This window comes from Streptomyces sp. NPDC020917 (genome assembly GCF_044333795.1).
GTDB lineage: Bacteria > Actinomycetota > Actinomycetes > Streptomycetales > Streptomycetaceae > Actinacidiphila.
On the sequence record NZ_JBIRRR010000022.1, the window covers coordinates 109,842 to 132,171 of the forward strand.

The following is a 22,330-nucleotide window of genomic DNA, read 5'->3' on the forward strand; positions in this document are numbered from 1 at the left end:
GTGCACCTTCGGTGGGTGGGGTCGGGGCCGCCACGGGAGTGTCTCCTCGGAACTGTGCGTGCGGCTCTCTCCATTGGGTGGGCCGGGGGGATGCACAGTTCCTGCGGGGACACTCCCGCACCGTCCCCTCCCGGCCGTCGCCCGTCTGCGGGAGGAATTGGGGCGGCGGTCACCCCAGGGGCGCGGGGTCCCCCAGCGCTTCGCCTGGGAGGTGCCCCCAGCGCGACCAGCCACCCATGCACAGCGCACCCGGCAACGTGGGCCCGGGGGCACCCCGGACCCCCGCCCCGGAGGGGCGATGCTCCAGGGGCGCGGGGAACTGCGCGCTCAGGCGGGACGAGACCCGCAGCCGGCAAAACACCCGCACGGGCACCCCAGTTGCCGCCAGCGGCGACGCCCCCATTCCTTACGCCCCCCGCGGCACCCGGGCTGCCCGATCGGCATCGGTGCCGTCGCATACATCGTTGGTGGCTGGGCGCGCTGGGGGCACCTCCCAGGCGAAGCGCTGGGGGACCCCGCGTCCCCATGGGCGGCCGCCGCCATATTGCTTCCCGCAGACGGGGGCGGGCCCGGGAGGGGACGGTGCGGGAGTGTCCCCGCAGGAACTGTGCACACACCCGGGCAACCCAATGGAGAGAGCCGCACGCACAGTTCCGAGGAGACACTCCCGTGGCGGCCCCGACCCCACCCACCGAAGGTGCACCGCCAGGGGCGCGAGGAACTGCGCCACCAGCCACGACGAGACCAGCACACGGCCAAGCGCAGCGAGAGGCACCCCGGAACCCGGGGGCGCGAGGTGTGCCCAGCGAGGAACATCCACGGTGAACCGTGGGACGGGGAAGCGCCCCGGGGGCCCGCGACGCTCTGATGGTCGCCGCCGGGTCGGCCGCGGCCATCCCGGCGATCTTCGGCGATCCGCAGGTCGGCGGGGTCATGCTGATGGAGGTCGCTGGGGTGGGCGGCCCGCGGACGTTCGCGGGTGCTGTCGGCCCCGCGGGCCATGGCGGAGGGCGCGGCTTTGGGGGAGTCGGGCGGGTGGACACGCCCACCGACAGGGGAAGCCGGAGGAACGAGGCATATCGGATGTTATGACCGTCCCGACCTTTCCCCGCGGCGAACTGGAAACAGGAATGACACCGCGTCTGCAGATCTCACGGACCGCCCGCACCGCTCGGCCGGTCTCCCCTCCGACCTCCGTCCCCGACTCCCTTCCGGCCGGCGCCGCTCCCCGCCTTGCGCGGCGCCCCAAGACAGGTCTCCGGCGCGGCTGGAAGGCCGTGCTGCTCGCCTCGCTGCTGCCGCTGACGGCCGCCGCGCCCGCGTTCGGCAGCCCGTCCCTCGCGAATCCCGCGCCGGACCCGACCAAGACCGGGCTGATGGAGAAGAAGCTCGTGCCGGACCTGGTCGGCACGATGCAGAAGCTGCGCATCCCCGGCGCGATCGTCTCGGTGACGATGCCGAAGTGGGGCACCACGACCGCCGCGCTCGGCACCGACTACCTGGGCAGCGGCCAGCAGATGGACGCCGCGGAGCACCTGCGGATCGGTGACGTCACCCGGACGTTCACCGGGACCCTGGTCCTGCAGCTGGCCGGTCAGCACCGGCTCGGCCTGGACGAGCCGGTCGCGGCAATCGTCCCGGGCGTGCCCGGCGGCAAGCGCATCACCGTCCGCCAGCTGCTGCAGATGACCAGCGGGCTGTACGACTACGCCGAGGACCCCGCGCTCAACCAGACCCTCGACCAGCACCCCGACACGCAGTTCACCCCGCGGCAGCTGCTGGCCGTCGCGTTCCGGCACAAGCCGTACTTCGCGCCGGGCACGGGGTTCCACGACTCGGCCACCGACAGCGTGCTGCTCGGCATGATCGCCGAGCGCGTCACCCGGCAGCCGCTGCAGACGCTCCTGGAGCAGCGGATCTTCCGCCCGCTGGGCATGAAGGACACCAGGATCGACAACGGCGTCGCGATCCCGGCCCCGCACGCCCGCGGCTACCAGTACGGGCCCAACGCGGCCGGACTGACCGCTCCCGTGCTCACGGGGAAGGACGCGGCCTGGGCGGACTGGTCGGCGGGCAAGCCGGTCGACGTGACGACCGCGAACGCGTCCTGGGCGTGGGCCGCGGGTGCCGCCAGCTCCACCCTCGCCGACCTCAACCGGTGGGCGCCGGCGCTGGCCACCGGCAAGCTGCTGAGCCCGCAGATGCGCAAGCAGCAGATGCTGTTCGCGAAGCTGTCAGGTAAGGCGGGCGCGGCGGGCACCCTGGCCTCGTCGTCGTCCCCGGCCTCCGGTACCGCCGCGTACGGCGCCACCGGGTACGGCCTGGCGGTCGGCGACTACGCCGGCTTCGTCGGCAACGCGGGCAGGATCCCCGGCTACTCCAGCTTCGTCGCCTACGACCCGGTCAAGCAGGCCACGGTCGTGGTGCTGGCCAACTCCAGCCGCTCGCCCGACGGCACCGTGCCGGCGGCCGAGCTGATGAAGCGCGTCCTCGCGGACGTCTTCGGCGGCTGACCCCCGCCGTGCCGCCGCCGGCCGCCGTCCCCGTGCTGGGGCGGCGGCCGGCGGCGCGTAGGGAGCGCGCCCCGGCGTGATCGTCAACTCGCCGCGTCCATCGCGTAGGTGAGGAACGGGGTGCGGGTCGCGTGGCGGTCGTAGGCGGACCGGGCGCGGTAGTTGTCCTCGGCGGTCCGCCAGCGGACGTTCGGCCAGCCCTCGGTGGCCGCGATCCGGCGCAGCTCGGTCAGCAGGGCGTCGACGGCGCCGCCGCCGCGGTGGGCGGGGTCGACGAAGATGTCGTCGAGGAAGCCGCGTTCACCGTGGAGCGCCGACTCCTCGACGCGGAAGTGGGCCAGCCCCACGGTCCGTCCGTCCGCGGTGCGGGCCAGCAGGCACCGCGTGGTCCGCGCGGGGTCGTGGATCCACCGCCAGGCCCGGTCGAACTCCTCGTCGGTGAGGCTGACGGCGTAGAACTCCGCGTATCCGGCGAACAGTTCACGCCACCGCAGGTAGTCGTCGGGGCGGGCGGGCGTGACGGTCAGGGTGTCCATGCCGGGGACGCTAATCGAAGGATTGAACTAGCGTCAAGATAATTCTGCACTAGTGCAATGCGGCGCCTGCTGTCAGGCGGGGCGTTCGCGGGTGACCTCGCGGGGGGACTTGTCGTCGCGCAGACCCAGGTAGCGGGGGTGGCGGAGCAGGCCGTCGCGGGTCCACTCGGTGAACGCGATCTGGGCGACGAGTTCGGGCTCGACCCAGGTGGCCGTGCGGTCGGCCGGGGCGGGGGAGAACGGGGAGGCCGGGCGGCGCAGTCCGGCCAGGCGGGCGCCGAGGCTGCGCAGGGTGCGCCCGGAGAACCCGGTGCCGGCCTTCCCGGCGTACCGCAGGCGTCCCTCGGTGTCGTAGTAGCCGAGCAGCAGTGCGCCGAACTCGGCCCGGGAGCCCGCCGGTTCCGTGAAGCCGCCGATCACGAACTCCTGCCCGAGCGAGCACTTGAGCTTCAGCCAGTCGCGGGAGCGGCGCGGCTGGTAGGGGGCGTCGGCGCGCTTGGCGATCAGCCCCTCCCAGTCCTTGGCGCACGCCTCGTCGAGGTCGGCGGTGTTGCGGTGGGCGGTGAACCGCAGCGGGTCGCGGAAGTCGACGGCCGTGCGCAGCAGCGACTTGCGGGTGCGCTGGGGCAGGCGGCTGGTGTCCCAGCCGTCGAGCGCGAGCAGGTCGAAGAGGTAGTACGTGACGGTGACCGGGCTGGCCCGCACCGCCCGCGGATCCGTCAGGCCCATGCGCTGCTGCAGCAGCGAGAAGTCGGTGCGCCCGCCGCGCAGGGCGACGATCTCGCCGTCGACCGTGAGGCCCCCGCGGTCCTGGGCGGCGAGGGCGGCGACCACCTCCGGGTAGGTGGTGTCGACGACCCGCCCGGTGCGGGACAGCAGCCGCGGCCCGTCCGCGTCGCACACCGCGAGCGCCCGGACGCCGTCGAGCTTGCGCTCGAACAGCCACCGCTCGTCGAAGGACCGGCGGTCGGACAGGGTGGCCAGCATCGGGCCGCGCGGCGGCAGGCCGTCGGCCGGGCGCAGCAGGGCCCGCTGGGCGGCCGGCAGCCGGTCCAGAGGGGACGTGGTCACGGCGTTTCCCACACTGTCCGGCTCCCCGGCTGCGGCACCGGCAAACGGCGCCCTCCGGGTGACGCACGGCCGTCCCCCGCGCCAGGCCGGCGGGCCGCGGCCGCGCCGAGCCGGTCGCCCCGGCGCCTAAGACAGAGCGGTCTAGGCGTGCCAGAGGCGCGGTGCCCCTCGCCATCTGCCCGAGGTACCCCTGCCGGCCTGCGCTTCGGCACACGCGTTTGACGCGAACAGACAGGTCTGTCTAATCTAGGGCTCGCACTAGACAGGTCTGTCCAATCAGGGAGCAGCCGTGACCACCGCCGCCACCGTCCAGCAGCAGAAGCAGGCCGCCACCCCGCGCACCGCCAGGTCCGGCACCCGCGCCGAGCCCGGCCGCCGACGAACCCTCGGCCCCACCGCGTCCCTCGTCCTCATCGCCTCGCTCCTCGTCACCTTCCTCGCCGCCTCCAGCGCCCCCACCCCGCTCTACGCGGTCTACCAGCAGGAATGGGGCTTCTCGCCGATCACCACGACCGTCGTCTTCGGCGTGTACGCGCTGGCCGTGCTGGCCGCGCTGCTGTTCTTCGGCAAGGTCTCCGACCACATAGGGCGCCGCCCGGTGCTGCTCGTCGGACTGGCCGGGCAGATCGCCGCGATGGTGGTCTTCACCACCGCGGGCAGCGTGACCGCGCTGATGGCCGCCCGCGTCGTGCAGGGCATCGCCACCGGCGCGGCGTTCGGCGCGATGGGCGCCGGACTGCTGGACGTGGACCGCAACCGCGGCGCGGTCGCCAACTCCTTCGCCCCGCCGCTGGGCACCGCCTCCGGCGCGCTGGCCTCCGGGGTCGTCGTCCAGTACCTGCCCGCCCCCACCCACCTGGTGTACCTGCTGCTGCTCGGCGTCTTCGTGCTGCAGGCGGTCGGCGTGGCGCTGCTGCCGGAGACCGTCAGCCGCAAGCCCGGCGCGCTGGCCAGCATGACCCCCGAGTTCAAGCTGCCGCGGGCCGCCCGCCGGCCGATCGCGATCGCGGCGCCGGTGCTGTTCGCGGTGTGGGCGCTGGCCGGCTTCTACGGGTCGCTGGGCCCGGCGATCACCCGCAGCCTGGTGCACTCGAACTCCGTCGTCTACGGCGGCCTGAGCCTGTTCGTGCTGGCCGGCGCGGCCGCGCTGTCCGCCCTGGTGCTGCGCAACGCGCCGACCCGCACCGTGATGACGTCCGGCATCGCCACCCTGGTGGCCGGCGTCGCGCTGACCCTGCTGGCGATCGGCTCCGGCAGCGGCGGCGCCCTGTCCGACATCGGCTTCTTCGCCGGCAGCGCGATCGCCGGCTTCGGCTTCGGCTCCGGCTTCCAGGGCGGGATCCGGCTGGTGGTGCCGCTCGTCGAGCCGCACGAGCGGGCCGGCGTGCTGTCGCTGCTGTACGTCGTGTCGTATCTGGGCATGGGCGTGCCCTCGGTCATCGGCGGCGTGCTCGTGGTGCACGGCGGCGGGCTGCTGGACACCGTCCGCGAGTACGGTGCCGCGGTGATCGTGCTGGCCGCCGCCGCGCTGGCCGGACTGCTGCTGAGCGGGCGCAAGGTGCCGCAGGCGGTCCGCGAGAGCTGACCCGCCGCGGCGCCGCGGCCGGCCGGTGGACGGTGATCCGCCCGTGCGCGGGGGGTGACCGAAAACCGCTGGTGGCGGTAGAATAGACAGGTCTGTCTGAAAGGATGATCGGGATGGCGACCAGGGTTCCGGCGGGCACCGCGGCCAGGACCACGGCCGGCTCCGCCGCGCGGCAGCAGGCCAAGCAGCCCGCCAGGCCGTCCGCGCGCGAGCGCCTGCTGGCGTCCGCGAACGAGCTGTTCTACAGCGAGGGCGTGCAGAGCGTCGGCATCGACCGGATCATCGAGCACGCGGGCGTCGCCAAGGCGTCGCTCTACAACACCTTCGGCAACAAGGAAGGCCTCGTCCGGGCGTATCTGGCGTCCCGGCGGGACCGCAACCGTCATCGCATCGCCCGCGCCCTGACCCGGTTCAGGACTCCGCGCGAACGGCTGCTCGGCGTCTTCGAGGCGCAGGGCGAGATGTTCACCGACCCGGACTACAACGGCTGCGCGTTCGTCTCGGCGAGCGCGGAGGCCGGGGCGGACAGTGCGATCACCGGCGAGGCGGACGAGTACCGCGGCTGGATGCGCGGCCTGTTCACCGACCTCGCCGCCGAGGCGGGCGCAGCAGATCCGGAACTGCTCGGCCGCCAACTGCACTTGCTGTACGACGGCGCGATGCTCTCGGCCCGGATGGACCGCGACCCCACCGCCTCCAGCACGGCCCGGGCCGCCGCGGCGGCGCTGCTCGACGCGGCGCTGCCCGGCCCCGCCCAGGGCCCCGCAGCGCCGGCGGCGGCGATCGCCTGACCGGTCGCCGATCCGCAGGCGCCCCCCTGCCGGGTGGCCGCATCACTGCCAGGAGTTTTACGCTGAGTGAGGATGCGGAGTTTCGGGAGTCAAACCCGGAGCACATCCGGTGGCAAGAAGAGTGCACATGCGAAGGAGGTGGCTTAGATGGCCACCGATTCGACTCACCCGACGGGCTCGCGGTCTGCTTCCGCGGCAGCGTCGGACTCCCACATCGAGAGCCATCCGGACATCGTTTCGCTGCGTAACCGGTACGCGGCGATGTCCGACACGCCGGTGTCCGGGCTCGTCGAGGGTCTGTGCGTGCTGTCCGGCCTCTACCTGGCGATCTCGCCGTGGGTGGTGGGGTTCAGCGGCTTCACCAACCTGAGGGTGAGCAATCTGATCACCGGTATTGCGCTGGCCGTGCTCGGCATGAGCTTCGGTTCGGCGTTCGAGAGGACCCACAACCTCGGTTGGGTCGCCTGCGCCATCGGCGTGTGGACGATCATCGCGCCGTGGGCTGTGGCAGGCCACGCCAGTGTCTGGAAGGTGATCCTCAGCAACGCGATCGTCGGAGGCGTGGCGTGCCTGCTCGGCCTCGCGACGATGGGGATGGGACCACTGGCCAAGCGGAGGTCACGGCGTACGCCGGCCACCCCCGCCTGACACGGTCCGGCATCGCCTCACCGTATGCGGGTGGCCCCGGAGTTCCGGGGCCACCCGTGGCGTGTCCGGACCGGGGCAGGGATGCGGCTTGGGGAGCGGGAGCGGGCACGGGCCCGGTCCCGGAATCCGCCCCGGACCTGCGGGCGCGTCAGTCCAGGCCGTGCTGCCGGGCGTAGAGGGCGGCCGCCGAGCGGTCCCGCGAACCGGTCTTGGCGAAGATCCGGTTGATGTGCGTCTTGACGGTGTTGGCGCTCAGGAACAGCTCCGCGGCGATCTCGCCGTTGTTCCGGCCGCGGGCGATCAGCGTGAGGATCTCCGCCTCCCGCCGCGTCAGCCCGTCCGGCAGGTCGCCGGCCGGCCGCCCCTCGGACGACGGCTGGCCCGCGCCGCCGGCCGCCGCCAGCAGCGTCGCCTGCACCTGCGGGTCCAGCACGGTCAGCCCGGCGGCGGCACTGTGCAGCGTGCGCGCGATGTGCAGCCGGTCCGCGTCCTTCGTCAGATAGCTGCGGGCGCCCGCACGCAGCGTGTCCAGCACCGACCGGTCGTCCGCGTACGTGGTGAGGACGACGATCGCCACCTCCGGGTGCTCGGCGGTCAGCCGGCGGGTGGCCTCGGTGCCGTCCATCACCGGCATGTGCAGGTCGAGCAGGATCGCGTCGGGGCGGTGCTCGGCGACCATGGCCAGCGCCTCGCGGCCGTCGGCCGCCGAGGCCACCACGTCGATGTCCGGCAGCAGGTCCAGCATCAGCACCAGGCCCTCGCGCACCGTCGCCTGGTCGTCCGCGACCACGACCCGCAGCGGCTGTTCCGGCGCCGTCACCTGGGCACCCGCGCGGTCACGGTCCAGCGGCCGCGGCTCCCCGCGTCCGGCGCCGCGCCGGCTCCGGCGGCGGCCCGGGAGCCGGGTTCCGTCCCGTCCCCGGGCGTCGCGCCGGGCGTGTCGGGGCCCGCGGTGAGCGTCCCGCCGAGCAGCAGCAGCCGCTCGCGCATGCCGGTGAGCCCGTAGCCGCTGTCCAGCGTGGCGAAGCCGTCCGCCGCCGGGGGCCCCAGCGGATTGCTGACGCTCAGCGTCACGTCCCGGTCCCCGTAGACGAGGTGCAGGCGCACCGGCTGGCGCGGCGCGTGCTTGGCCGCGTTGACCAGGGACTCCTGGGCGGTGCGCACCAGGGCCATGGCCGGCTCGGCCGGCAGCTCCCCGCGCGGGCCCGTCACCTCGGCCGTCACCGCGGCGCCGTGCCGCTCCTCGTGGACCGCGGCCATCCGCGCCAACTCCTCGTCCAGCGGCGGGGTGTCGGCACGCAGCGCGTGCACCGCCCGCCTCGTCTCGGCCAGTCCGTCCGAGGCTATCCGCTGCGCCACGGCGAGCACACCGTCGGCCTGCGCGGCCCGCGACGGGTCGGCGCCGTCCGCGAGCAGCGCCCGCGCGGCCTGGACCTGGATGCCGAGGGCGCCCAGCGAGTGCGCCAGGACGTCGTGGATCTCCCGGGCGATCCTGGCCCGCTCGTCCAGCACCGCGACCCGGCGCTGCTCGGTCCGCAGCCGCTCGACCTGCTCGACCATCGCCGCCGCCTGCTCGGCCTGCACGTGCAGCGACCGGCGGCTGTGGCCCATCAGCAGGCCCACCAGCAACAGGAGCGGATACCCGATGGCGCTGCCCCGGTCGAGGTGGCCCGCCACCACGGCACCGGTCCCGAACACCAGCTCGGCGGCGCCGAGCACCCGCCAGCCGGCCGCCAGCCGGGTCCAGGCACCCGCCTCGACGGTCGCCATCGTCGCGAGCGCCACCATCTCCCCGGCGTTCGGCACCGTGCAGCCCACGCCCGAGGCGACGGCGACCGTGCCGACCGCCACCGGCAGCCACCGCGGATGCCGCGCCGCCACCTCCCGGCACACGTCCAGGAAGACCCAGGCCCCGATGGCCGCGGTGCTCAGCGCGAACGTCGCGACCACCACCGGGAACGCCACCGGCCCGCGCGGCGGCGCGGCGAACACGGAGATCCCGACGAGCACCACCGCGGCCACCCGCACCATCCAGATCGCGGTCCGCAGCACGGGGTCACCATAGCGCCGCACCCCTGCCCACCCCCGGCGCGTGACCGCGGCCAACGCCCCGCCCGCACCCCCGGATTCGGCGCTCGGTCCGTCCCCGGGACGCGGCACGGCGGCGGTGGCGTCCAGGGCTGCCGCCGGGGTTGGAGGCGGGGTGGCACCCGGGCTGACGGCAGCGGGTCCTGCGGCGCCGGGGGCGCCAACTGCCGTGTCCTGGGCTGGTGTCGAGGTGGGGTGCGGGGTGGGGTGCGGGGCGGGATCCGCGATGGGTGCGCCCGCTGTGGCGGCCAGGTCGGCCGCGGTCGCGGAGGCGGGGGCGTCAACTGCGGTGGCCTGGGCTGGTGTCGGGCTTGTGGGAGGGGCGGGATCCGCCCCGCTGGGGACTGCTTCTGCGGCGTCGGGCGCGTCAACTGCGCTGTCCTGGGTGGTCGTTCCCGTGCGGTCGGCGGTGTCGTGCGCCGGGCTGTCCGCTGTGTGCGCGTCCGTGGGGCCGGGCGCGCTGCTCCGGTCGTCCAGGGCCGCGGTCGCCGTGTCGTCCCGATCGGGGGGCGCGCCACGGGGTGCGGGTGTCGGGCGGGTCCAGGGGGTGGGCACGGGTGTCACCGGCGGCGGAGGAGGTCGCGGTGGCGGAGGCCGGTGCGGCGCTGGCCGGTCCAGGCGGGGCGTTCGGCGTCGGTCTGGAGGCGGTCGGCGAGGAAGACGCGGCCGTCCTTCTCCGGGGCGAAGGGGATGCCCGAGGAGAGGGCGCGCAGGGTGATCACGCCGGCCTGTCCGAGGCGGTTCGCGCCGAGCATGAGCACGATCGGCGCGGACGACGCGGCGAGGTGGGCACCGCCCGCGCCGGCCAGCGCGGTCAGGCCGACGCGCGTGCCGATGAGGGCCGCCCACCACCACAGACCGCGGACCGGCATCCGGCCCCACAGCCCGCCGTTCCGGGACTCCAGCCGCATCGCCGCGCCCTGCCCCGCGCCGATCGCGACGGCGAGCAGCGCGCCGGCGACCAGGAACACGAGGTCGGCGGTCGTCACGGCGCCGTGGCCGCGAAGCCGGGTCACGCCCACCACGGCGAGGACGGCCGGCAGCACCAGCACGCGGCGGCCGCGCAACGGCTCGCCCATCAGCTGGCGGCCGATGACGAGGGCGGCGACGGCGATGACGGCGAGGATGTCGATCACGGCGGTGCTCCTTCCGCTCCGGAGGGGTGTGGCTTCCCCGGTGACGCTACGGAGCGGGCGCAGACCCGGCGTCACACCGCGGGGTGAGGTCCGGGGTGATGCGCGGGGTGACCCAGGGGTGGAGACGCGGCGGGGTCGGATCACCCCGGCTCTCGCCCCCTGGTGTGGCGCCCCGCACGGGGGTCCCGGCCCACTGTGGAGCGGTCAGGGCCGGAGCCGTCCGGATCGGAGCCGGCAGGGCCGAGCCGTCCGGGCCCGACCGGCGAACCACCTCGCCCGCGGCACGGCACCACCCGCGGAGCCGTACGGAACCGCTCCTCGACGCCGCGCGACACCTCCCGACCACCCCGCACACAGACAAGGACCCGCCATGTCGTCCCTCGACCAGGCCATGCTGATCAACGCGGCCGTGCTGTTCGCCGTCCTGGAGGCGGACCTCGGCCCGCACCGCAAGGTCAGCGCCTTCCGGGTGCTGCGGCCGGTGCTGCTGGCCGGCGCGATCGTGCCGCTGTACCTGAAGAACGTCGCCACCCACGGCACGGGCCTGGGCCTGGAACTGGTCGCCTGCCTGGCCGGAGTGCTGTGCGGGCTGGGCGCGGCGGCCCTGCTGCGGGTCTACCGCAGCCCGCGCACCGGCCGCCCGGTGACCGCGGCCGGCGCCGGCTACGCGGCCCTGTGGGTCGTCGTCATCGGGGCCCGCGCGGCCTTCTCCTACGGCTCCGTTCACTGGTTCGGCCCGCAGCTCGGGCACTGGATGATGCGGAACTCCGTCACCGCGGACGCGCTCACCGACGCGCTGATCGTGATGGCCCTCGCCATGACCCTGACCCGCACGCTGGCCCTCGCCGGCCGCGCCTCGAAGGCGCTCCGCCCGGCCGCGACGGCCTGACGGAGGCGGGCGGCCGGACGACAATGCCGGAGAGGGCGGCGCTGTGACCCGCCTCGCACCCGCGGGCCGTCACATCCGCCCGGCCCGGTACGTCATCGCAGTGACGGCAGCAGCGACGGCAGCAGCACCATCCGAGGGGACGCCATGACCGACCAGCTCACCGAGGAGTTCGAACGGCACCGCGGGCAGCTGCGGGCGGTCGGCTACCGCATGCTCGGGTCGATCAGCGAGGCGGAGGACGCCGTCCAGGAGGCGTGGCTGCGGCTGAACCGCACGGACGCGGCGTCCATCGACAACCTCGGCGGCTGGCTGACCACGGTCACCGCGCGGGTGTGCCTGGACATGCTGCGCTCGCGCCGGTCCCGGCGCGAGGAATCGCTGGACACCCACGTGCCCGACCCCGTGGTGACCGGCGAGGACGGCACGGACCCGGAGAAGCAGGCGCTGCTCGCCGACTCGGTCGGCCTCGCGCTGCTGGTGGTGCTCGACACCCTGGAGCCGGCCGAGCGGCTGGCGTTCGTGCTGCACGACATGTTCGCCGTGCCCTTCGACGACATCGCCCCGATCGTGGACCGCAGCCCGGCCGCGGCCCGGCAGCTCGCCAGCCGGGCCCGCCGCCGCGTGCAGGGCGCCGACACCGAGCCCGTCCCCGACCTCCACCGCCAGCGGGAAGTCGTGGACGCGTTCCTGTCCGCCTCCCAGGGCGGCGACTTCGAGGCGCTGCTCGCGGTCCTGGACCCGGACGTGGTGCTGCGCGCCGATGTCGGGGCCGGTGTGCTGGGCGTCTCGCAGGAGATCCGCGGCGCGGCGACCGTCGCCGGACAGGCGCTGCTGTTCCGCAGCCGCGCGGGCGCCATGCTCAGCCGTCCGGTGCTGGTCAACGGCGGGGTCGGCCGGCTCAACCTGCTCGAAGGCAAGCCGATCTCGCTGCTGGCCTTCACCGTCCGCGGCGACCGGATCGTCCGGATCCACATCCTCGCCGACCCGCACCGGCTCGCGGAGCTCGACCTCCCCGAGGCGTGACGCGGCGGCGATTCGGCGGCAGCGCGGCGGCTCAGCGCCGCGTCCCACCCGGGATGGCCCGCCGCGTCCCACATTGGGCAGCCCGCCGCGGCGGCTCAGCGCGCGGTCTCGGACGCCGTCGGCTTGGGCGTGCCGCGCAGGGCCGAGGCCGTCGCGGCCAGCAGCGCCATCACCGCGGCCGTGGCGAACACGATCACCAGCCCGTGGTGGAACGGCGCCGAGATCAGGTGCGGGAAGAACTCCTTGCCGGTGAGGACCGACCGGTTGTGCGCGGGCAGCCGGTCCAGCGTGCCGCTCGGGCCGAGCAGGGTCTGCACCGGGTTGATGCCCAGGAACGCCGAGAAGACCGTGGAGACCGGCGGCAGCGAGGCCGCGTGGTGCGCCGCCCCCGCCGGGACGCCCTGGCCGCGCAGGCCCGCCTCAAGGGCGCCGGGCAGCCGGTTCGCCAGCCCCACGATCAGCAGCGAGAAGAACACCCCGATCGACAGCGACATCCCGGAGTTCTGGAACGTCGAGCGCATCCCGGACGCCGCCCCGCGGTGCTCGGCGGGGACGCTGCTCATGATCGCCGAGGTGTTGGGCGCGGAGAACATGCCGGAGCCGATGCCGTTGCACATCACCAGCAGCGCGAACGCCCAGTACGGGAAGTCGATCGGCAGCAGGAGCAGCCCGACGAAGCTGGCGCCGAACACCAGCAGCCCGCCGGTGGTGAACCAGCGCACCCCGAACCGGTCGGACAGCGCGCCCGACAGCGGACCGGCGATCAGGAACCCGGCGGTCAGCGGCAGCAGGAAGATGCCCGCCCACAGCGGCGCGTCCTCGAAGTCGTAGCCGTGCAGCGGCAGCCAGATGCCCTGCAGCCAGATGATCAGCATGAACTGCAGCCCGCCGCGCGCCACCGAGGCCAGCAGCGAGGCGGCGTTGCCCGCGGCGAAGTGCCGGTTGCGGAAGAGCCTGAGCTGGAACATCGGCTGCGCCACCCGCGTCTCGACGATGCCGAAGACGATCAGCAGCGCCGCCCCGCCGATCAGCCCGGTGAGCACCTTCGGGCTGCTCCAGCCCATGGTGTGGCCGCCGTACGGCTGGATGCCGTAGGTGATCGCCACCAGGATCATGCCGCAGCCCAGCGCGAAGGTGACGTTGCCCCACCAGTCGATGCGGGCCGGCCGGCGGGCGGAGATCTCGCGCAGTGAGCGGTACGCCCAGATCGTGCCGAACACGCCGACCGGCACGTTCACCCAGAACACCGCGCGCCAGTCCCACGCGGACAGCAGCCCGCCCAGCACCAGGCCGATGAACTGCCCGGACAGCGCGGAGATCTGGTTGATGCCCAGCGCCATGCCGCGCTGCCGGGCCGGGAAGGCGTCGGTGAGGATCGCCGCGGAGTTGGCCATCAGCATCGAGCCGCCGAGCGCCTGCACCACCCGCCAGCCGATCAGCCACAGCGCGCCGGAGGAGCCCCGCATCGGGTCGAAGGACAGCGCGACCGACGCCAGGGTGAAGACCACGAAGCCCAGGTTGTAGATCCTGACCCGGCCCACGATGTCGCCCAGCCGGCCCAGGGTGACCACCAGGACCGCGGTGACCAGCAGGTACCCCATGATCATCCACAGCAGGTACGTGATGTTGCCCGGCGCGAACGGGTCCAGGTGGATGCCGCGGAAGATCGCCGGCATCGAGATGATCACGATCGAGGCGTCCACGGTGGCCATGAACATCCCGAGGCTGGTGTTGGACAGCGCCACCCACTTGTAGCGGTCGGAGCGCTCGGCCGCGACGCCGCCCGGTTCCGGGACGACGCGCAGCTCCGAGCGCTCAGACACGGCGGGTGATCCGTTCCAGCAGGGGCACGGCGGCGGCCAGTTGCCGCTGCTCGTCCTCGCTCAGCTCCTCGGTGATCGCGGCGGTCAGCCGGCGGGCCCGCTCGGCGCGCGCCCCGGTCAGGCCCTCGCGGCCGGCCCCGGTCAGCGACACCACCATCCGGCGGCCGTCGTCGGGGTCCTGCGCGCGCTCGACCAGCCCGCGCTCCTCCAGCCGGTTCACGATCGTGCACATCGACTGCGGCCTGATGCCCTCGCGGGCCGCCAGCTCGGACGCGGTGGCCGGGCCCTCGCGGTCCAGCCGGACCAGCGCCGAGGTCTGCGACAGCGTGAGCTCGTCGCCGGGCCGGAACTGCCGCAGCCGGCGCACCAGCGGCCCGAGCGCGGCCCGCAGGTCGGCGGCGATCCTGGCCGGTTCAGCCGGCGTGGAGTCCATAGTTCTTCAGTATAAACTGAACAGCTCAGCCTTATGGTAGAGATGGCCTCATGACTCAGCTCCCCACCGGTGCCTCGGCATCGGGTTCCCTCACCGCGACGACCGTCACGCTCCCCGGCCACGGCGGTGACGAGATCGAGGCGTACGTGGCCAGGCCGGAGGGCGACCGCCGGCGCGGCGGTGTCGTCGTCATCCACCACCTGCCGGGCTACGACCGGCCCAGCAAGGAGATCGTCCGGCGGTTCGCCGAGCTCGGCTACGACGCGGTCTGCCCCAACCTGTACTCCCGCGAGGCGCCCGGCGCCTCGCCCGACGACGCGGCGGCGGTGGCCCGCGCCAACGGCGGCGTCCCCGACGAGCAGCTGGTCGGCGACGTGGCCGGCGCCGCGGCGTACCTGCGGGCGCTGCCCACCTCGAACGGCAAGGCCGGCGTCATCGGCTACTGCTCCGGCGGCCGGCAGACCGTGCTGGCGGCGTGCCACCTCGACGTGGACGCGGCTGTCGACTGCTACGGCGCGTTCGTCACCGGGACGATCCCGCCCGGCCTGCCGCTGAAGGTCACCACCCTGGTCGACCAGCTCCCGCAACTGCGGGCGCCGCTGCTCGGCCTGTTCGGCGCGGAGGACACCCACCCCGGCCCCGAGCAGACCGCCGAGCTGGAGCGGATCCTCACCGACCTCGGCAAGGACTTCGAGTTCCACACCTACGAGGGCGCCGGGCACGGCTTCTTCGCGGTCAACCGGCCCAGCTACAACGTGGCCGCGGTGAACGACGGCTGGGAGCGGATCGAGTCCTTCTTCGGCCGCCACCTCGGGAGCTGACCGGCATGTGCACCTATCTCACCGTCAAGGACGGCGTCGAGGGCAGCGCGAAGGGGCCCGGCGGGTCCTGGTTCAAGGTCACCGACGTGACGGTCTACTACGACCACCCCGTGCACGCGATGGCCGAGCACACGCTCAACATCGACTTCAACGCGCCGGCCGCCGGGCCGGGCGCGCGCATCGCGCTCGAACTCACCGCGGACTCCGCTCGGGCGCTGGTCGCGGCCGTGCAGCGGGCGCTGGACGCGGTCCCGCAGGAGATGCTCGGCTGACCCGCCCACGGCCGCCCCTGGCGGCCGGCGGGCGGCGCCCGCGCGGGTCCGGCGCCCGCGCGGGTCCCCGCGGCAGGCGCCTACACGGGCGGTGCGCGCCGTGTCAGCGCCGTGTGGGCGCCGTGTCAGTGCCGGACGGCACAGTGCTGCACATGGGGACGACGAGGACGACCAGGACGACCAGGACGACCGGGGCAACCGGGACGACCACGACGACGAAGACACCGCTGACGACGGGGACGACGGCAACGACGGGGGCGGCCGGCGCGGGGCGCGGCGCGATCAGCGCCTTCGCGAGGTTCGTGCTGTGCGGGGGCGGCGTCAGCCTCCTGTCCAGCGCCGCCCTGCTGGGCATCGGCAGCCGCATACCCTTCGCGGTGGCCAACGCCGTGATCACCGTCATCGGCACCCTGCTGGCGACCGAACTGCACCACCGCTTCACCTTCGGTACCGCACGGGCCGGCCGGGCGGGTTGGGCGGGTTGGCGGATTCACGCCAAGTCCGCCCTGACCCTGGCGGCCGCCTACCTCGTCACGACGGCCGCCGTGCTGGTCCTGGACGCCGTGCACCCGCACCCGCGGCCGCTGCTCGCGCAGGCCGTCTACCTCGCGGCGGCCGGTCTGGCCGGCATCGGGAGGTTCCTGGTGCTGCGGCTCGTGGTCTTCGCCCGGAAGGCCGACACGGGCCAGGTGACAGCGGCGGGACCGGGTCTGCGGCGCGGCGAAGTGACCGTCGCCGCGTAAGTGGCGCACGTCACACGGGAAGTGCTGGAAGGGGGGAGGGTCTTCCCGTTCACGAGCTTTTTGCGCATGCTTTGAGTACCCGGGTGCCGTCGTGGGCGGCTTTCGGGTGACAATGCGACAGTCGAAGCTGTAAGAGTCGGCCCTTTAACGAAGCGAGGATCCCATGTTGCGAAACGGGCTGGAGCCGTGGCACCTGATCGTGGTGGCGATCGTCGTCATCGTGCTGTTCGGGTCCAAGAAGCTCCCGGAGGCCGCCCGCGGCCTCGGCAAGTCGATGCGCATCCTGAAGTCCGAGGCGAAGGCGATGAAGAGCGACGACACGACGGCGGCGAGCAGCGCGCCGACGTCCTCGCCGACCCCGTCGCCCGAGGCGATCACCCCCAGCGACGTGGTGACGGCCAACGAGGCCACCTCCGCCAAGCAGGAGACCACTGCCGCCAAGTGACCCCGGCGGCCCCGGCCCCCGCTTCCTACCTCCGGCAGTCTTGATACGTTCTTGACGTCCTGAAGCCGGAAGAGACAGCGGGGGTTCTGTGGTGCCGTCGGTGGTGGGGGCGGCCGGTGCGGCCGCCGTGGTGCCTCCGGAGTTCGTCGCCGGGTTCCCGGAGGTCCTCGCCGAGATATCCGTCAGCTGCCGGGCGCTCAGCCGCAGCGAGCGGGAGGGCCGGCGGGCGCTCGGCGAGCAGGCCGCGGACGCCGGCTACGGCCTGCGCGACCTCACCGCCCTGCACCTGGCGGTCGCCCGCCGGGCCTGGGCCACGCTGCCCGGTGTCTCCGGCGCTCGTGACGCAGGAGAGCTGCGCAGGGCCGGCGCCGCGGTGCTGGCCGCGCTGGAGGCGGGCATCGCCGCCCTCGGCGAGGGCCACGAGCGGGCCCAGCGGCACGCGGTGCAGCGGGCCGCGGCGGCGCGCCGCGCGTTCGTCGACGACCTGCTGTACGGGCGCAGCGACCCCGGCCGGATCGCCGAACAGGCCGAGGGCTTCGGGCTGCGGCTCGCCGACCGGCACATCGTGGCGGTGGCGCCGGCACCGCAGGACGAGACGTACGACGAGGGGCACCCGCTGCTGCGCCGCGTCGAGCGGGAACTCGCCGGGCGGTTCGGCGACCACGACGTGCTCATCGCCCCCAAGGACGGCCGCCTGGTGTGCATCGCGCCCACCACCCAGCAGCCGGCCCTGGACGCCTTCGTCAAGCTCGCCTCGGGCCACCGGGTGGCCGTGAGCCGGCCGCACAACGGCGCGGTCGGCGTGGTGCGCGGCTACGAGGAGGCGATCAGCGCCCTGGACCTGGCCGAACGGCTGGGCCTGGACCTGAAGGTGCTCAACTCGGCCGATCTGCTGGTCTTCCCGGTGCTGCTGCGCGACCGGGCGGCGATGGCCGACCTCATCCGCTCGGTGCTGGGGCCGCTGGAGCACGCGCGGGGCGGCGCCGAGCCGCTGCTCGCCACCATCTCGGTGTACGCGGAGGCCGGGTACGTCAACGCGGAGGCCGCCCGCCGGCTCGACCTGAGCGTGCGGGCGCTGTCCTACCGGCTGGAGCGGATCGCGGCGCTCACCGGCTTCGATCCCGACGACTCGCTCCAGCGCTACACCCTGGAGACCGCGGCGCTCGGCGCCCGGCTGCTCGACTGGCCCGCGAGCCGGCTCTAGGCCGTGTCCGACGGCGGGTCAGCAGGCCTCCGCCTCGGCCGCCTCGCACTCCTCCGCCTGGGCGGCCTCGCACTCCTTGCGCAGACCGGCGCTGATCGCCCGGCCGATCTCGCGCAGGGTGTCCAGCTGCTCGGGCGTGAGCTGGTCGAAGAGCTTCTCGCGCACGGCCGTGACGTGCCCGGGCGCGGCCTCGGCCAGCGCGGCGAACCCCGCGTCGGTCAGGTCGCACACCCAGCCGCGCCGGTCCCCGTCGGCGGGCCGGCGCCTGACCCAGCCGTTCTTCTCCAGCGCGGCCACCGCGTGGGACAGCCGGCTGCGCGAGGACAGCGACGCCCTGGCCAGCTCGCTCATCCGCAGGCACCGTCCCTCCGCCTCGCTGAGCCGGACCAGGATCTCGTAGTAGGCCATGGGCATGCCGGAGTCACGCCGCATCTGCCGGTCGATGTAGGCGGAGAACTCGACGTTCGCGGTCATGTAGGCCCGCCACGTCTCCTGCTCGGCATCCGTCAGCCACCGCACGTCGCTCATACCCCCAGCATAGTCGGTGGTTGAACTCTCAACCTGAGTCGGTTATGTTCGGATGCGACAGGAGCAGCATCTGCCCGTTATCCCGGCCTCCCTAGGAGCCCCACCATGACCTCGCAGACCGAAGTGATCGACGGCTACGTCGCCGGCACCTGGACCATCGACACCGTGCACTCCGACGTGTCCTTCTACGTCCGCCACCTGGGCGTCTCCAAGGTCCGCGGCAGCTTCGAGGCGTTCGAGGGCACCATCGTCACCGGGGAGAACCCGCTCGACTCCAAGGTCGAGGCGGTCATCAGGACCACCTCGGTGAACACCAACAACGAGATGCGCGACAACCACGTCCGCAGCGCCGACTTCCTCGACGCCGAGCAGTTCCCCGACCTGACCTTCACCTCGACCGCGATCCGTCCCAAGACCGCCGAGCTGTTCGAGGTCGACGGCGAGCTGTCCCTCAAGGGCGTCACCAAGCCCGTCACCCTCCAGCTGGAGCTGAACGGCTTCGGCACCCACTACGAGGGCCACGCGGTCGCCGGCTTCTCCGCCGCCACCGAGATCAGCCGCAGCGAGTTCGGCGTCACCGGCGGCGCGGCCGGTGCCGCGGTCGGCGAGAAGATCCGGATCGCCCTGGAGATCGAGGCCACGCAGAAGAAGGACTGACCTCCTCCCCGCACGTCACCCGAGGCCGCCGGCCGCCGTCCGTCACGCGGACGACAGCCGGCGGCCTTTCGGTTGCGGCAGGTCCAGGACGTCAGCGGGCGACCAAGACTGCCGGGAACCGGAAATGCCGCGCACCGCCCCGAACTGGGATGATCACTCCGGCGATCGAAAAGCCGTACGGGGGAGGCGCAGCGGGAATGGGGGAGTTCACCGGTGTCGTCCTCGGCTTTCCGACCGTGCTGTTCGGAGGGGCGCTGCTGGTCGTGGTGGCCTACTGGGGTCTGGTGCTCGTCGGCGGTGCCGACGCGCACGGCCCGGGCCACCATGGCCACGTCGCGTCCCACGACGGCTCCGGCGTGCACCACGCGGCCGTGCACCACGCGCCTGCGCACGACGCGCACGCGCCCCACGCCGCCGCCCTCCACGCCCCTTCCCACGACGTGCCCGCGCACGACGCCGCCGCGCACCCGGGCTCCGCTACGGAATCCGGGCAGGACGCGCACGGCGGCGGCTCGCGCGGCTCGCTGATCGCGGCCGCCGGCCTGGACGGTGTACCCGTCACGGTCGTGGCGTCGCTGCTGGTCACCTTCGCCTGGTGCCTGAGCCTGGTCGGCTCCACCGCGCTGAACGGCGCCGGCGTGCACGGCGCGCCGCGCCTCGCCGCGGACGTCGCCCTGCTGGCCGCCGCCCTCGCCGGCTCCTGGTCGCTGACCTGGCTGGCCGTCCGGCCGCTGCGGCACCTGTTCCCCGAGCAACGCCCGCCGTCCCGCGAGGACTTCGTCGGGCAGCTGTGCACGGTCCGCACCGGCAGCGTCACCCGCCGCTTCGGCCAGGCCGAGGTCACCTCGCCCGACGGCTCCACCGCCGTCGTCCAGGTGCGCCAGGACGGCGGCGACGCCTTCGCGGCCGGCAGCACGGCCCTGCTCTACGCCTACGAACCGCAAGGGGAGTTCTTCTGGGTCGCGCCGTTCGACGACCCGCTGGGCACCCCACCGACCGGGCCGCTCGACGGCCCAGCCGTCACCTGACCCGCAACTCCACCCTTTTGCATCGAGGTTGATCCGTCATGGATGCCACCGCCATAGGGATCGGCGTGACACTCGCCGTCCTCGCGCTCATCGCCCTCGGAGTCCTCTTCACCGTCGGCCGGCTCTTCCGCAAGGTCGAGCAGGGCCAGGCGCTGATCATCTCCAAGACCCGCCAGGTGGACGTCACCTTCACCGGGTCAGTCGTCCTGCCGGTGCTGCACAACGCCGAGTTGATGGACATCTCGGTGAAGACCATCGAGATCCAGCGCACCGGCCGCGAGGGCCTGATCTGCCGCGACAACATCCGCGCCGACATCCATCTCACCTTCTTCGTGCGGGTCAACAAGACCGCCGAGGACGTGGTGAAGGTCGCGCAGGCCATCGGCACCCAGCGGGCCAGCCACCAGGCCACCCTGCAGGCGCTGTTCAGCGCGAAGTTCTCCGAGGCGCTCAAGACCGTCGGCAAGCAGCTGGACTTCGTCGACCTCTACACGCACCGCGAGCAGTTCCGCGACCAGATCATCCAGGTGATCGGCACCGACCTCAACGGCTACCACCTCGAGGACTGCGCGATCGACTTCCTGGAGCAGACGCCGGTCAGCCAGCTCGACCCGGGCAACATCCTCGACGCGCAGGGCATCCGGAAGATCACCGAGCTGACGGTGATCGAGCACGTGCGGACCAACGAGTCGCAGCGCACCGAGCAGAAGGAGATCACCCGGCAGGACGTCGAGGCGCGCGAGACCATCCTGGAGCTGGAGCGCCGGCAGGCCGAGGCGGAGATCCGGCAGCGGCGTGAGGTCGAGACGCTGCGGGCCCGCGAGGAGGCGGCCACCGCGAAGGTGCAGGAGGAGGAACGCCTGGGCTCCCAGGGCGCGTTCATCCGCACCGAGGAGGCGCTCGGCGTGCAGCGGGAGAACCAGGCGCGCGAGGTCGCGGTCGCCCAGAAGAACCGCGAGCGGGTCATCGCCGTGGAGAACGAGCGGATCGAGAAGGACCGCGTCCTGGAGGTCATCACCCGCGAGCGGGAGACCGAACTCGCCCGCATCTCCAAGGACAAGGAGGTCGAGGGCGAGCGCCGGGAGGTCGCCGACGTGGTCCGCGAGCGGATCGCGGTGGACCGCACGGTCGCCGAACAGGAGGAGTCCATCAAGCAGTTGCGGCTGGTGCAGGAGGCCGAGCGGGAGCGGCAGGCGCTCGTCATCACTGCCGAGGCGCAGGCCCAGGAGCGGCTGGTCAAGGACATCAAGGCCGCCGAGGCCGCCGAGCAGGCCGCCGTGCACCGGGCCCGCGAGGCGCTGACCATGGCCGAGGCCCGCAAGCAGGCCGCGGACCTGGACGCCGACGCGAAGATCCGGCTCGCCGAGGGCCTGCGGGCCGAGGCGGCGGCCGCCGGCCTGGCCGACGTCGAGGTGCAGGAGCGCAGCGCCGAGGCCATCGGCAAGGTGGGCGCCGCGGAGGCGTCCGCGACGGCCGCCCGGCTGACCGCGGAGGCCGAGGGCGCCCGGCTGCTGGCGCTGGCCACCGCCGAGGGCACCACGGCGCAGGCCGCCGCGGAGGCCGCGATGATCGGCGAGAAGCTGCGGGCCGAGGCCGCGGGCCTGACCGAGAAGGCGGCGGCGATGGCCGCGCTGGACGACGCGTCGCGCGGCCACGAGGAGTACCGGCTGCGGCTGGCCGCGGAGAAGGAGATCCGGCTGGCCGGCCTGGACACGCAGCGGCAGATCGCCGAAGCGCAGGCCACCGTGCTGGCCGGCGGGCTGGAGAAGGCCGACATCAGCATCATCGGCGGCGAGGACGTGTTCGTCGACCGGCTGCTCGGTGCGGTCAGCGCGGCCCGCTCGGTCGACTCGTTCGTCACGACCTCCGAGACCGTGCAGACCGCGGCCGCGCCCTGGCTGGACGGCTCCGGCCGCTTCACCGAGGACGCCACCCGGGTGCTCGCCCAACTCGGAGCGAACAACGGCAACCTGACCACGCTGCTGTCGCGGATGGCGGCCGGTGTCGCCGGCGGGCAGCCCGAGCCGGGCACCGGCAACGGCGGCAGCGGCAGCAGCGAGAACGGCACGGCGAACGGGCTCGTGAAGAAGTGAGCG

Annotated in this window: 22 protein-coding genes; 14 read left to right on the plus strand and 8 right to left on the minus strand. The window is 73.6% G+C overall.

Features of this window, described 5'->3' with window-relative positions; genetic code table 11:
- Positions 1–1,130 precede the first annotated feature (1,130 nt).
- Entirely contained in the window at positions 1,131–2,513 is a 1,383-nt protein-coding gene (locus ACH4TG_RS33920) for a serine hydrolase domain-containing protein (protein ID WP_398246482.1), read from the plus strand.
- 83 nt (positions 2,514–2,596) lie between these two features.
- On the opposite strand, the gene ACH4TG_RS33925 is transcribed toward ACH4TG_RS33920, so the two are convergent.
- Both ACH4TG_RS33925 and ligD read right to left on the minus strand, forming a co-directional pair.
- Complete coding sequence (locus tag ACH4TG_RS33925; protein ID WP_398246483.1) at positions 2,597–3,049, minus strand: GNAT family N-acetyltransferase; 453 nt, start codon at positions 3,047–3,049, stop codon at positions 2,597–2,599.
- A gap of 72 nt (positions 3,050–3,121) precedes the next feature.
- A complete protein-coding gene (gene ligD, locus ACH4TG_RS33930) occupies positions 3,122–4,120 on the minus strand; it encodes a non-homologous end-joining DNA ligase (protein ID WP_398246484.1) in 999 nt (332 codons plus the stop codon).
- Between the two features lie 289 nt (positions 4,121–4,409).
- Here ligD and ACH4TG_RS33935 point away from each other — a divergent pair, with 289 nt between their 5' ends.
- From ACH4TG_RS33935 to ACH4TG_RS33945, 3 genes are all read left to right on the plus strand, one after another.
- The gene (locus ACH4TG_RS33935; protein WP_398246485.1) at positions 4,410–5,705 is read left to right on the plus strand and encodes an MFS transporter; all 1,296 of its coding nucleotides are present in this window, start codon (positions 4,410–4,412) and stop codon (positions 5,703–5,705) included.
- A gap of 113 nt (positions 5,706–5,818) precedes the next feature.
- Positions 5,819–6,496, plus strand: coding sequence for a TetR/AcrR family transcriptional regulator (locus ACH4TG_RS33940; RefSeq protein WP_398246486.1), 678 nt, complete (start codon positions 5,819–5,821; stop codon positions 6,494–6,496).
- 147 nt (positions 6,497–6,643) lie between these two features.
- Positions 6,644–7,144, plus strand: a complete 501-nt coding sequence (locus ACH4TG_RS33945; protein WP_398246487.1) for an SPW repeat protein — start codon at positions 6,644–6,646, stop codon at positions 7,142–7,144.
- A 148-nt stretch (positions 7,145–7,292) separates the two neighbouring features.
- Here ACH4TG_RS33945 and ACH4TG_RS33950 read toward each other — a convergent pair whose 3' ends face one another.
- From ACH4TG_RS33950 to ACH4TG_RS33960, 3 genes are all read right to left on the minus strand, one after another.
- Entirely contained in the window at positions 7,293–7,964 is a 672-nt protein-coding gene (locus ACH4TG_RS33950; RefSeq protein WP_398246488.1) for a response regulator, read from the minus strand.
- Entirely contained in the window at positions 7,961–9,196 is a 1,236-nt protein-coding gene (locus ACH4TG_RS33955; RefSeq protein WP_398246489.1) for a sensor histidine kinase, read from the minus strand. Before ACH4TG_RS33955 ends, ACH4TG_RS33950 begins: the two co-directional genes overlap by 4 nt.
- Positions 9,197–9,792: 596 nt before the next feature.
- Entirely contained in the window at positions 9,793–10,368 is a 576-nt protein-coding gene (locus ACH4TG_RS33960) for a hypothetical protein (RefSeq protein ID WP_398246490.1), read from the minus strand.
- 370 nt (positions 10,369–10,738) lie between these two features.
- Between ACH4TG_RS33960 and ACH4TG_RS33965 the strand changes: the two genes are divergently transcribed.
- Both ACH4TG_RS33965 and sigJ read left to right on the plus strand, forming a co-directional pair.
- The gene (locus ACH4TG_RS33965) at positions 10,739–11,257 is read left to right on the plus strand and encodes a hypothetical protein (protein ID WP_398246491.1); all 519 of its coding nucleotides are present in this window, start codon (positions 10,739–10,741) and stop codon (positions 11,255–11,257) included.
- A gap of 144 nt (positions 11,258–11,401) precedes the next feature.
- The gene (sigJ, locus tag ACH4TG_RS33970; RefSeq protein ID WP_398246492.1) at positions 11,402–12,280 is read left to right on the plus strand and encodes an RNA polymerase sigma factor SigJ; all 879 of its coding nucleotides are present in this window, start codon (positions 11,402–11,404) and stop codon (positions 12,278–12,280) included.
- A gap of 95 nt (positions 12,281–12,375) precedes the next feature.
- Here the strand turns inward: sigJ and ACH4TG_RS33975 are convergent, their stop codons facing one another.
- Together ACH4TG_RS33975 and ACH4TG_RS33980 are read right to left on the minus strand one after the other, a co-directional pair.
- Complete coding sequence (locus ACH4TG_RS33975; RefSeq protein WP_398246551.1) at positions 12,376–14,085, minus strand: MFS transporter; 1,710 nt, start codon at positions 14,083–14,085, stop codon at positions 12,376–12,378.
- A gap of 10 nt (positions 14,086–14,095) precedes the next feature.
- Positions 14,096–14,536, minus strand: coding sequence for a MarR family winged helix-turn-helix transcriptional regulator (locus ACH4TG_RS33980; protein WP_398246493.1), 441 nt, complete (start codon positions 14,534–14,536; stop codon positions 14,096–14,098).
- A 50-nt stretch (positions 14,537–14,586) separates the two neighbouring features.
- Here ACH4TG_RS33980 and ACH4TG_RS33985 point away from each other — a divergent pair, with 50 nt between their 5' ends.
- The 5 genes from ACH4TG_RS33985 to ACH4TG_RS34005 all read left to right on the plus strand — a co-directional run bounded on the left by ACH4TG_RS33985 (position 14,587) and on the right by ACH4TG_RS34005 (position 18,021).
- The gene (locus ACH4TG_RS33985) at positions 14,587–15,357 is read left to right on the plus strand and encodes a dienelactone hydrolase family protein (RefSeq protein ID WP_398246494.1); all 771 of its coding nucleotides are present in this window, start codon (positions 14,587–14,589) and stop codon (positions 15,355–15,357) included.
- Between the two features lie 5 nt (positions 15,358–15,362).
- The gene (locus tag ACH4TG_RS33990) at positions 15,363–15,629 is read left to right on the plus strand and encodes a DUF6295 family protein (protein ID WP_398246495.1); all 267 of its coding nucleotides are present in this window, start codon (positions 15,363–15,365) and stop codon (positions 15,627–15,629) included.
- A 152-nt stretch (positions 15,630–15,781) separates the two neighbouring features.
- Entirely contained in the window at positions 15,782–16,372 is a 591-nt protein-coding gene (locus ACH4TG_RS33995) for a hypothetical protein (protein WP_398246496.1), read from the plus strand.
- 163 nt (positions 16,373–16,535) lie between these two features.
- Positions 16,536–16,817 carry a Sec-independent protein translocase subunit TatA gene (gene tatA, locus ACH4TG_RS34000; RefSeq protein ID WP_398246497.1) on the plus strand — a complete coding sequence of 94 codons (282 nt, stop codon included), beginning with the start codon at positions 16,536–16,538 and terminating at the stop codon, positions 16,815–16,817.
- A 91-nt stretch (positions 16,818–16,908) separates the two neighbouring features.
- On the plus strand, positions 16,909–18,021 hold the full coding sequence (locus ACH4TG_RS34005; RefSeq protein WP_398246498.1) for a PucR family transcriptional regulator: 1,113 nt from the start codon (positions 16,909–16,911) through the stop codon (positions 18,019–18,021).
- Positions 18,022–18,039: 18 nt separating this feature from the next.
- On the opposite strand, the gene ACH4TG_RS34010 is transcribed toward ACH4TG_RS34005, so the two are convergent.
- On the minus strand, positions 18,040–18,549 hold the full coding sequence (locus tag ACH4TG_RS34010; protein WP_398246499.1) for a MarR family winged helix-turn-helix transcriptional regulator: 510 nt from the start codon (positions 18,547–18,549) through the stop codon (positions 18,040–18,042).
- Between the two features lie 105 nt (positions 18,550–18,654).
- Here ACH4TG_RS34010 and ACH4TG_RS34015 point away from each other — a divergent pair, with 105 nt between their 5' ends.
- The 3 genes from ACH4TG_RS34015 (at position 18,655) to ACH4TG_RS34025 (ending at position 22,327) form a co-directional block, all read left to right on the plus strand.
- Positions 18,655–19,206 (plus strand): YceI family protein, encoded by a 552-nt coding sequence (locus ACH4TG_RS34015; RefSeq protein ID WP_398246500.1) that lies wholly within the window; start codon positions 18,655–18,657, stop codon positions 19,204–19,206.
- 197 nt (positions 19,207–19,403) lie between these two features.
- Entirely contained in the window at positions 19,404–20,234 is an 831-nt protein-coding gene (locus tag ACH4TG_RS34020) for a hypothetical protein (RefSeq protein ID WP_398246501.1), read from the plus strand.
- Positions 20,235–20,272: 38 nt separating this feature from the next.
- Positions 20,273–22,327 carry an SPFH domain-containing protein gene (locus tag ACH4TG_RS34025; protein WP_398246502.1) on the plus strand — a complete coding sequence of 685 codons (2,055 nt, stop codon included), beginning with the start codon at positions 20,273–20,275 and terminating at the stop codon, positions 22,325–22,327.
- Positions 22,328–22,330 lie beyond the last annotated feature (3 nt).

Bases quoted from the DNA above. Each gene is read 5' to 3' on its own strand.
- ACH4TG_RS34010 (WP_398246499.1), bottom strand. From the start codon at position 18,549: ATGAGCGACGTGCGGTGGCTGACGGATGCCGAGCAGGAGACGTGGCGG.
- ACH4TG_RS33985 (WP_398246494.1), top strand. From the start codon at position 14,587: ATGACTCAGCTCCCCACCGGTGCCTCGGCATCGGGTTCCCTCACCGCG.
- ACH4TG_RS33925 (WP_398246483.1), bottom strand. From the start codon at position 3,049: ATGGACACCCTGACCGTCACGCCCGCCCGCCCCGACGACTACCTGCGG.
- ACH4TG_RS34025 (WP_398246502.1), top strand. From the start codon at position 20,273: ATGGATGCCACCGCCATAGGGATCGGCGTGACACTCGCCGTCCTCGCG.
- ACH4TG_RS33920 (WP_398246482.1), top strand. From the start codon at position 1,131: ATGACACCGCGTCTGCAGATCTCACGGACCGCCCGCACCGCTCGGCCG.
- ACH4TG_RS33965 (WP_398246491.1), top strand. From the start codon at position 10,739: ATGTCGTCCCTCGACCAGGCCATGCTGATCAACGCGGCCGTGCTGTTC.
- ACH4TG_RS33980 (WP_398246493.1), bottom strand. From the start codon at position 14,536: ATGGACTCCACGCCGGCTGAACCGGCCAGGATCGCCGCCGACCTGCGG.
- ACH4TG_RS33940 (WP_398246486.1), top strand. From the start codon at position 5,819: ATGGCGACCAGGGTTCCGGCGGGCACCGCGGCCAGGACCACGGCCGGC.
- sigJ (WP_398246492.1), top strand. From the start codon at position 11,402: ATGACCGACCAGCTCACCGAGGAGTTCGAACGGCACCGCGGGCAGCTG.
- ACH4TG_RS33995 (WP_398246496.1), top strand. From the start codon at position 15,782: ATGGGGACGACGAGGACGACCAGGACGACCAGGACGACCGGGGCAACC.
- tatA (WP_398246497.1), top strand. From the start codon at position 16,536: ATGTTGCGAAACGGGCTGGAGCCGTGGCACCTGATCGTGGTGGCGATC.
- ACH4TG_RS34020 (WP_398246501.1), top strand. From the start codon at position 19,404: ATGGGGGAGTTCACCGGTGTCGTCCTCGGCTTTCCGACCGTGCTGTTC.
- ACH4TG_RS33945 (WP_398246487.1), top strand. From the start codon at position 6,644: ATGGCCACCGATTCGACTCACCCGACGGGCTCGCGGTCTGCTTCCGCG.
- ACH4TG_RS33990 (WP_398246495.1), top strand. From the start codon at position 15,363: ATGTGCACCTATCTCACCGTCAAGGACGGCGTCGAGGGCAGCGCGAAG.
- ACH4TG_RS34015 (WP_398246500.1), top strand. From the start codon at position 18,655: ATGACCTCGCAGACCGAAGTGATCGACGGCTACGTCGCCGGCACCTGG.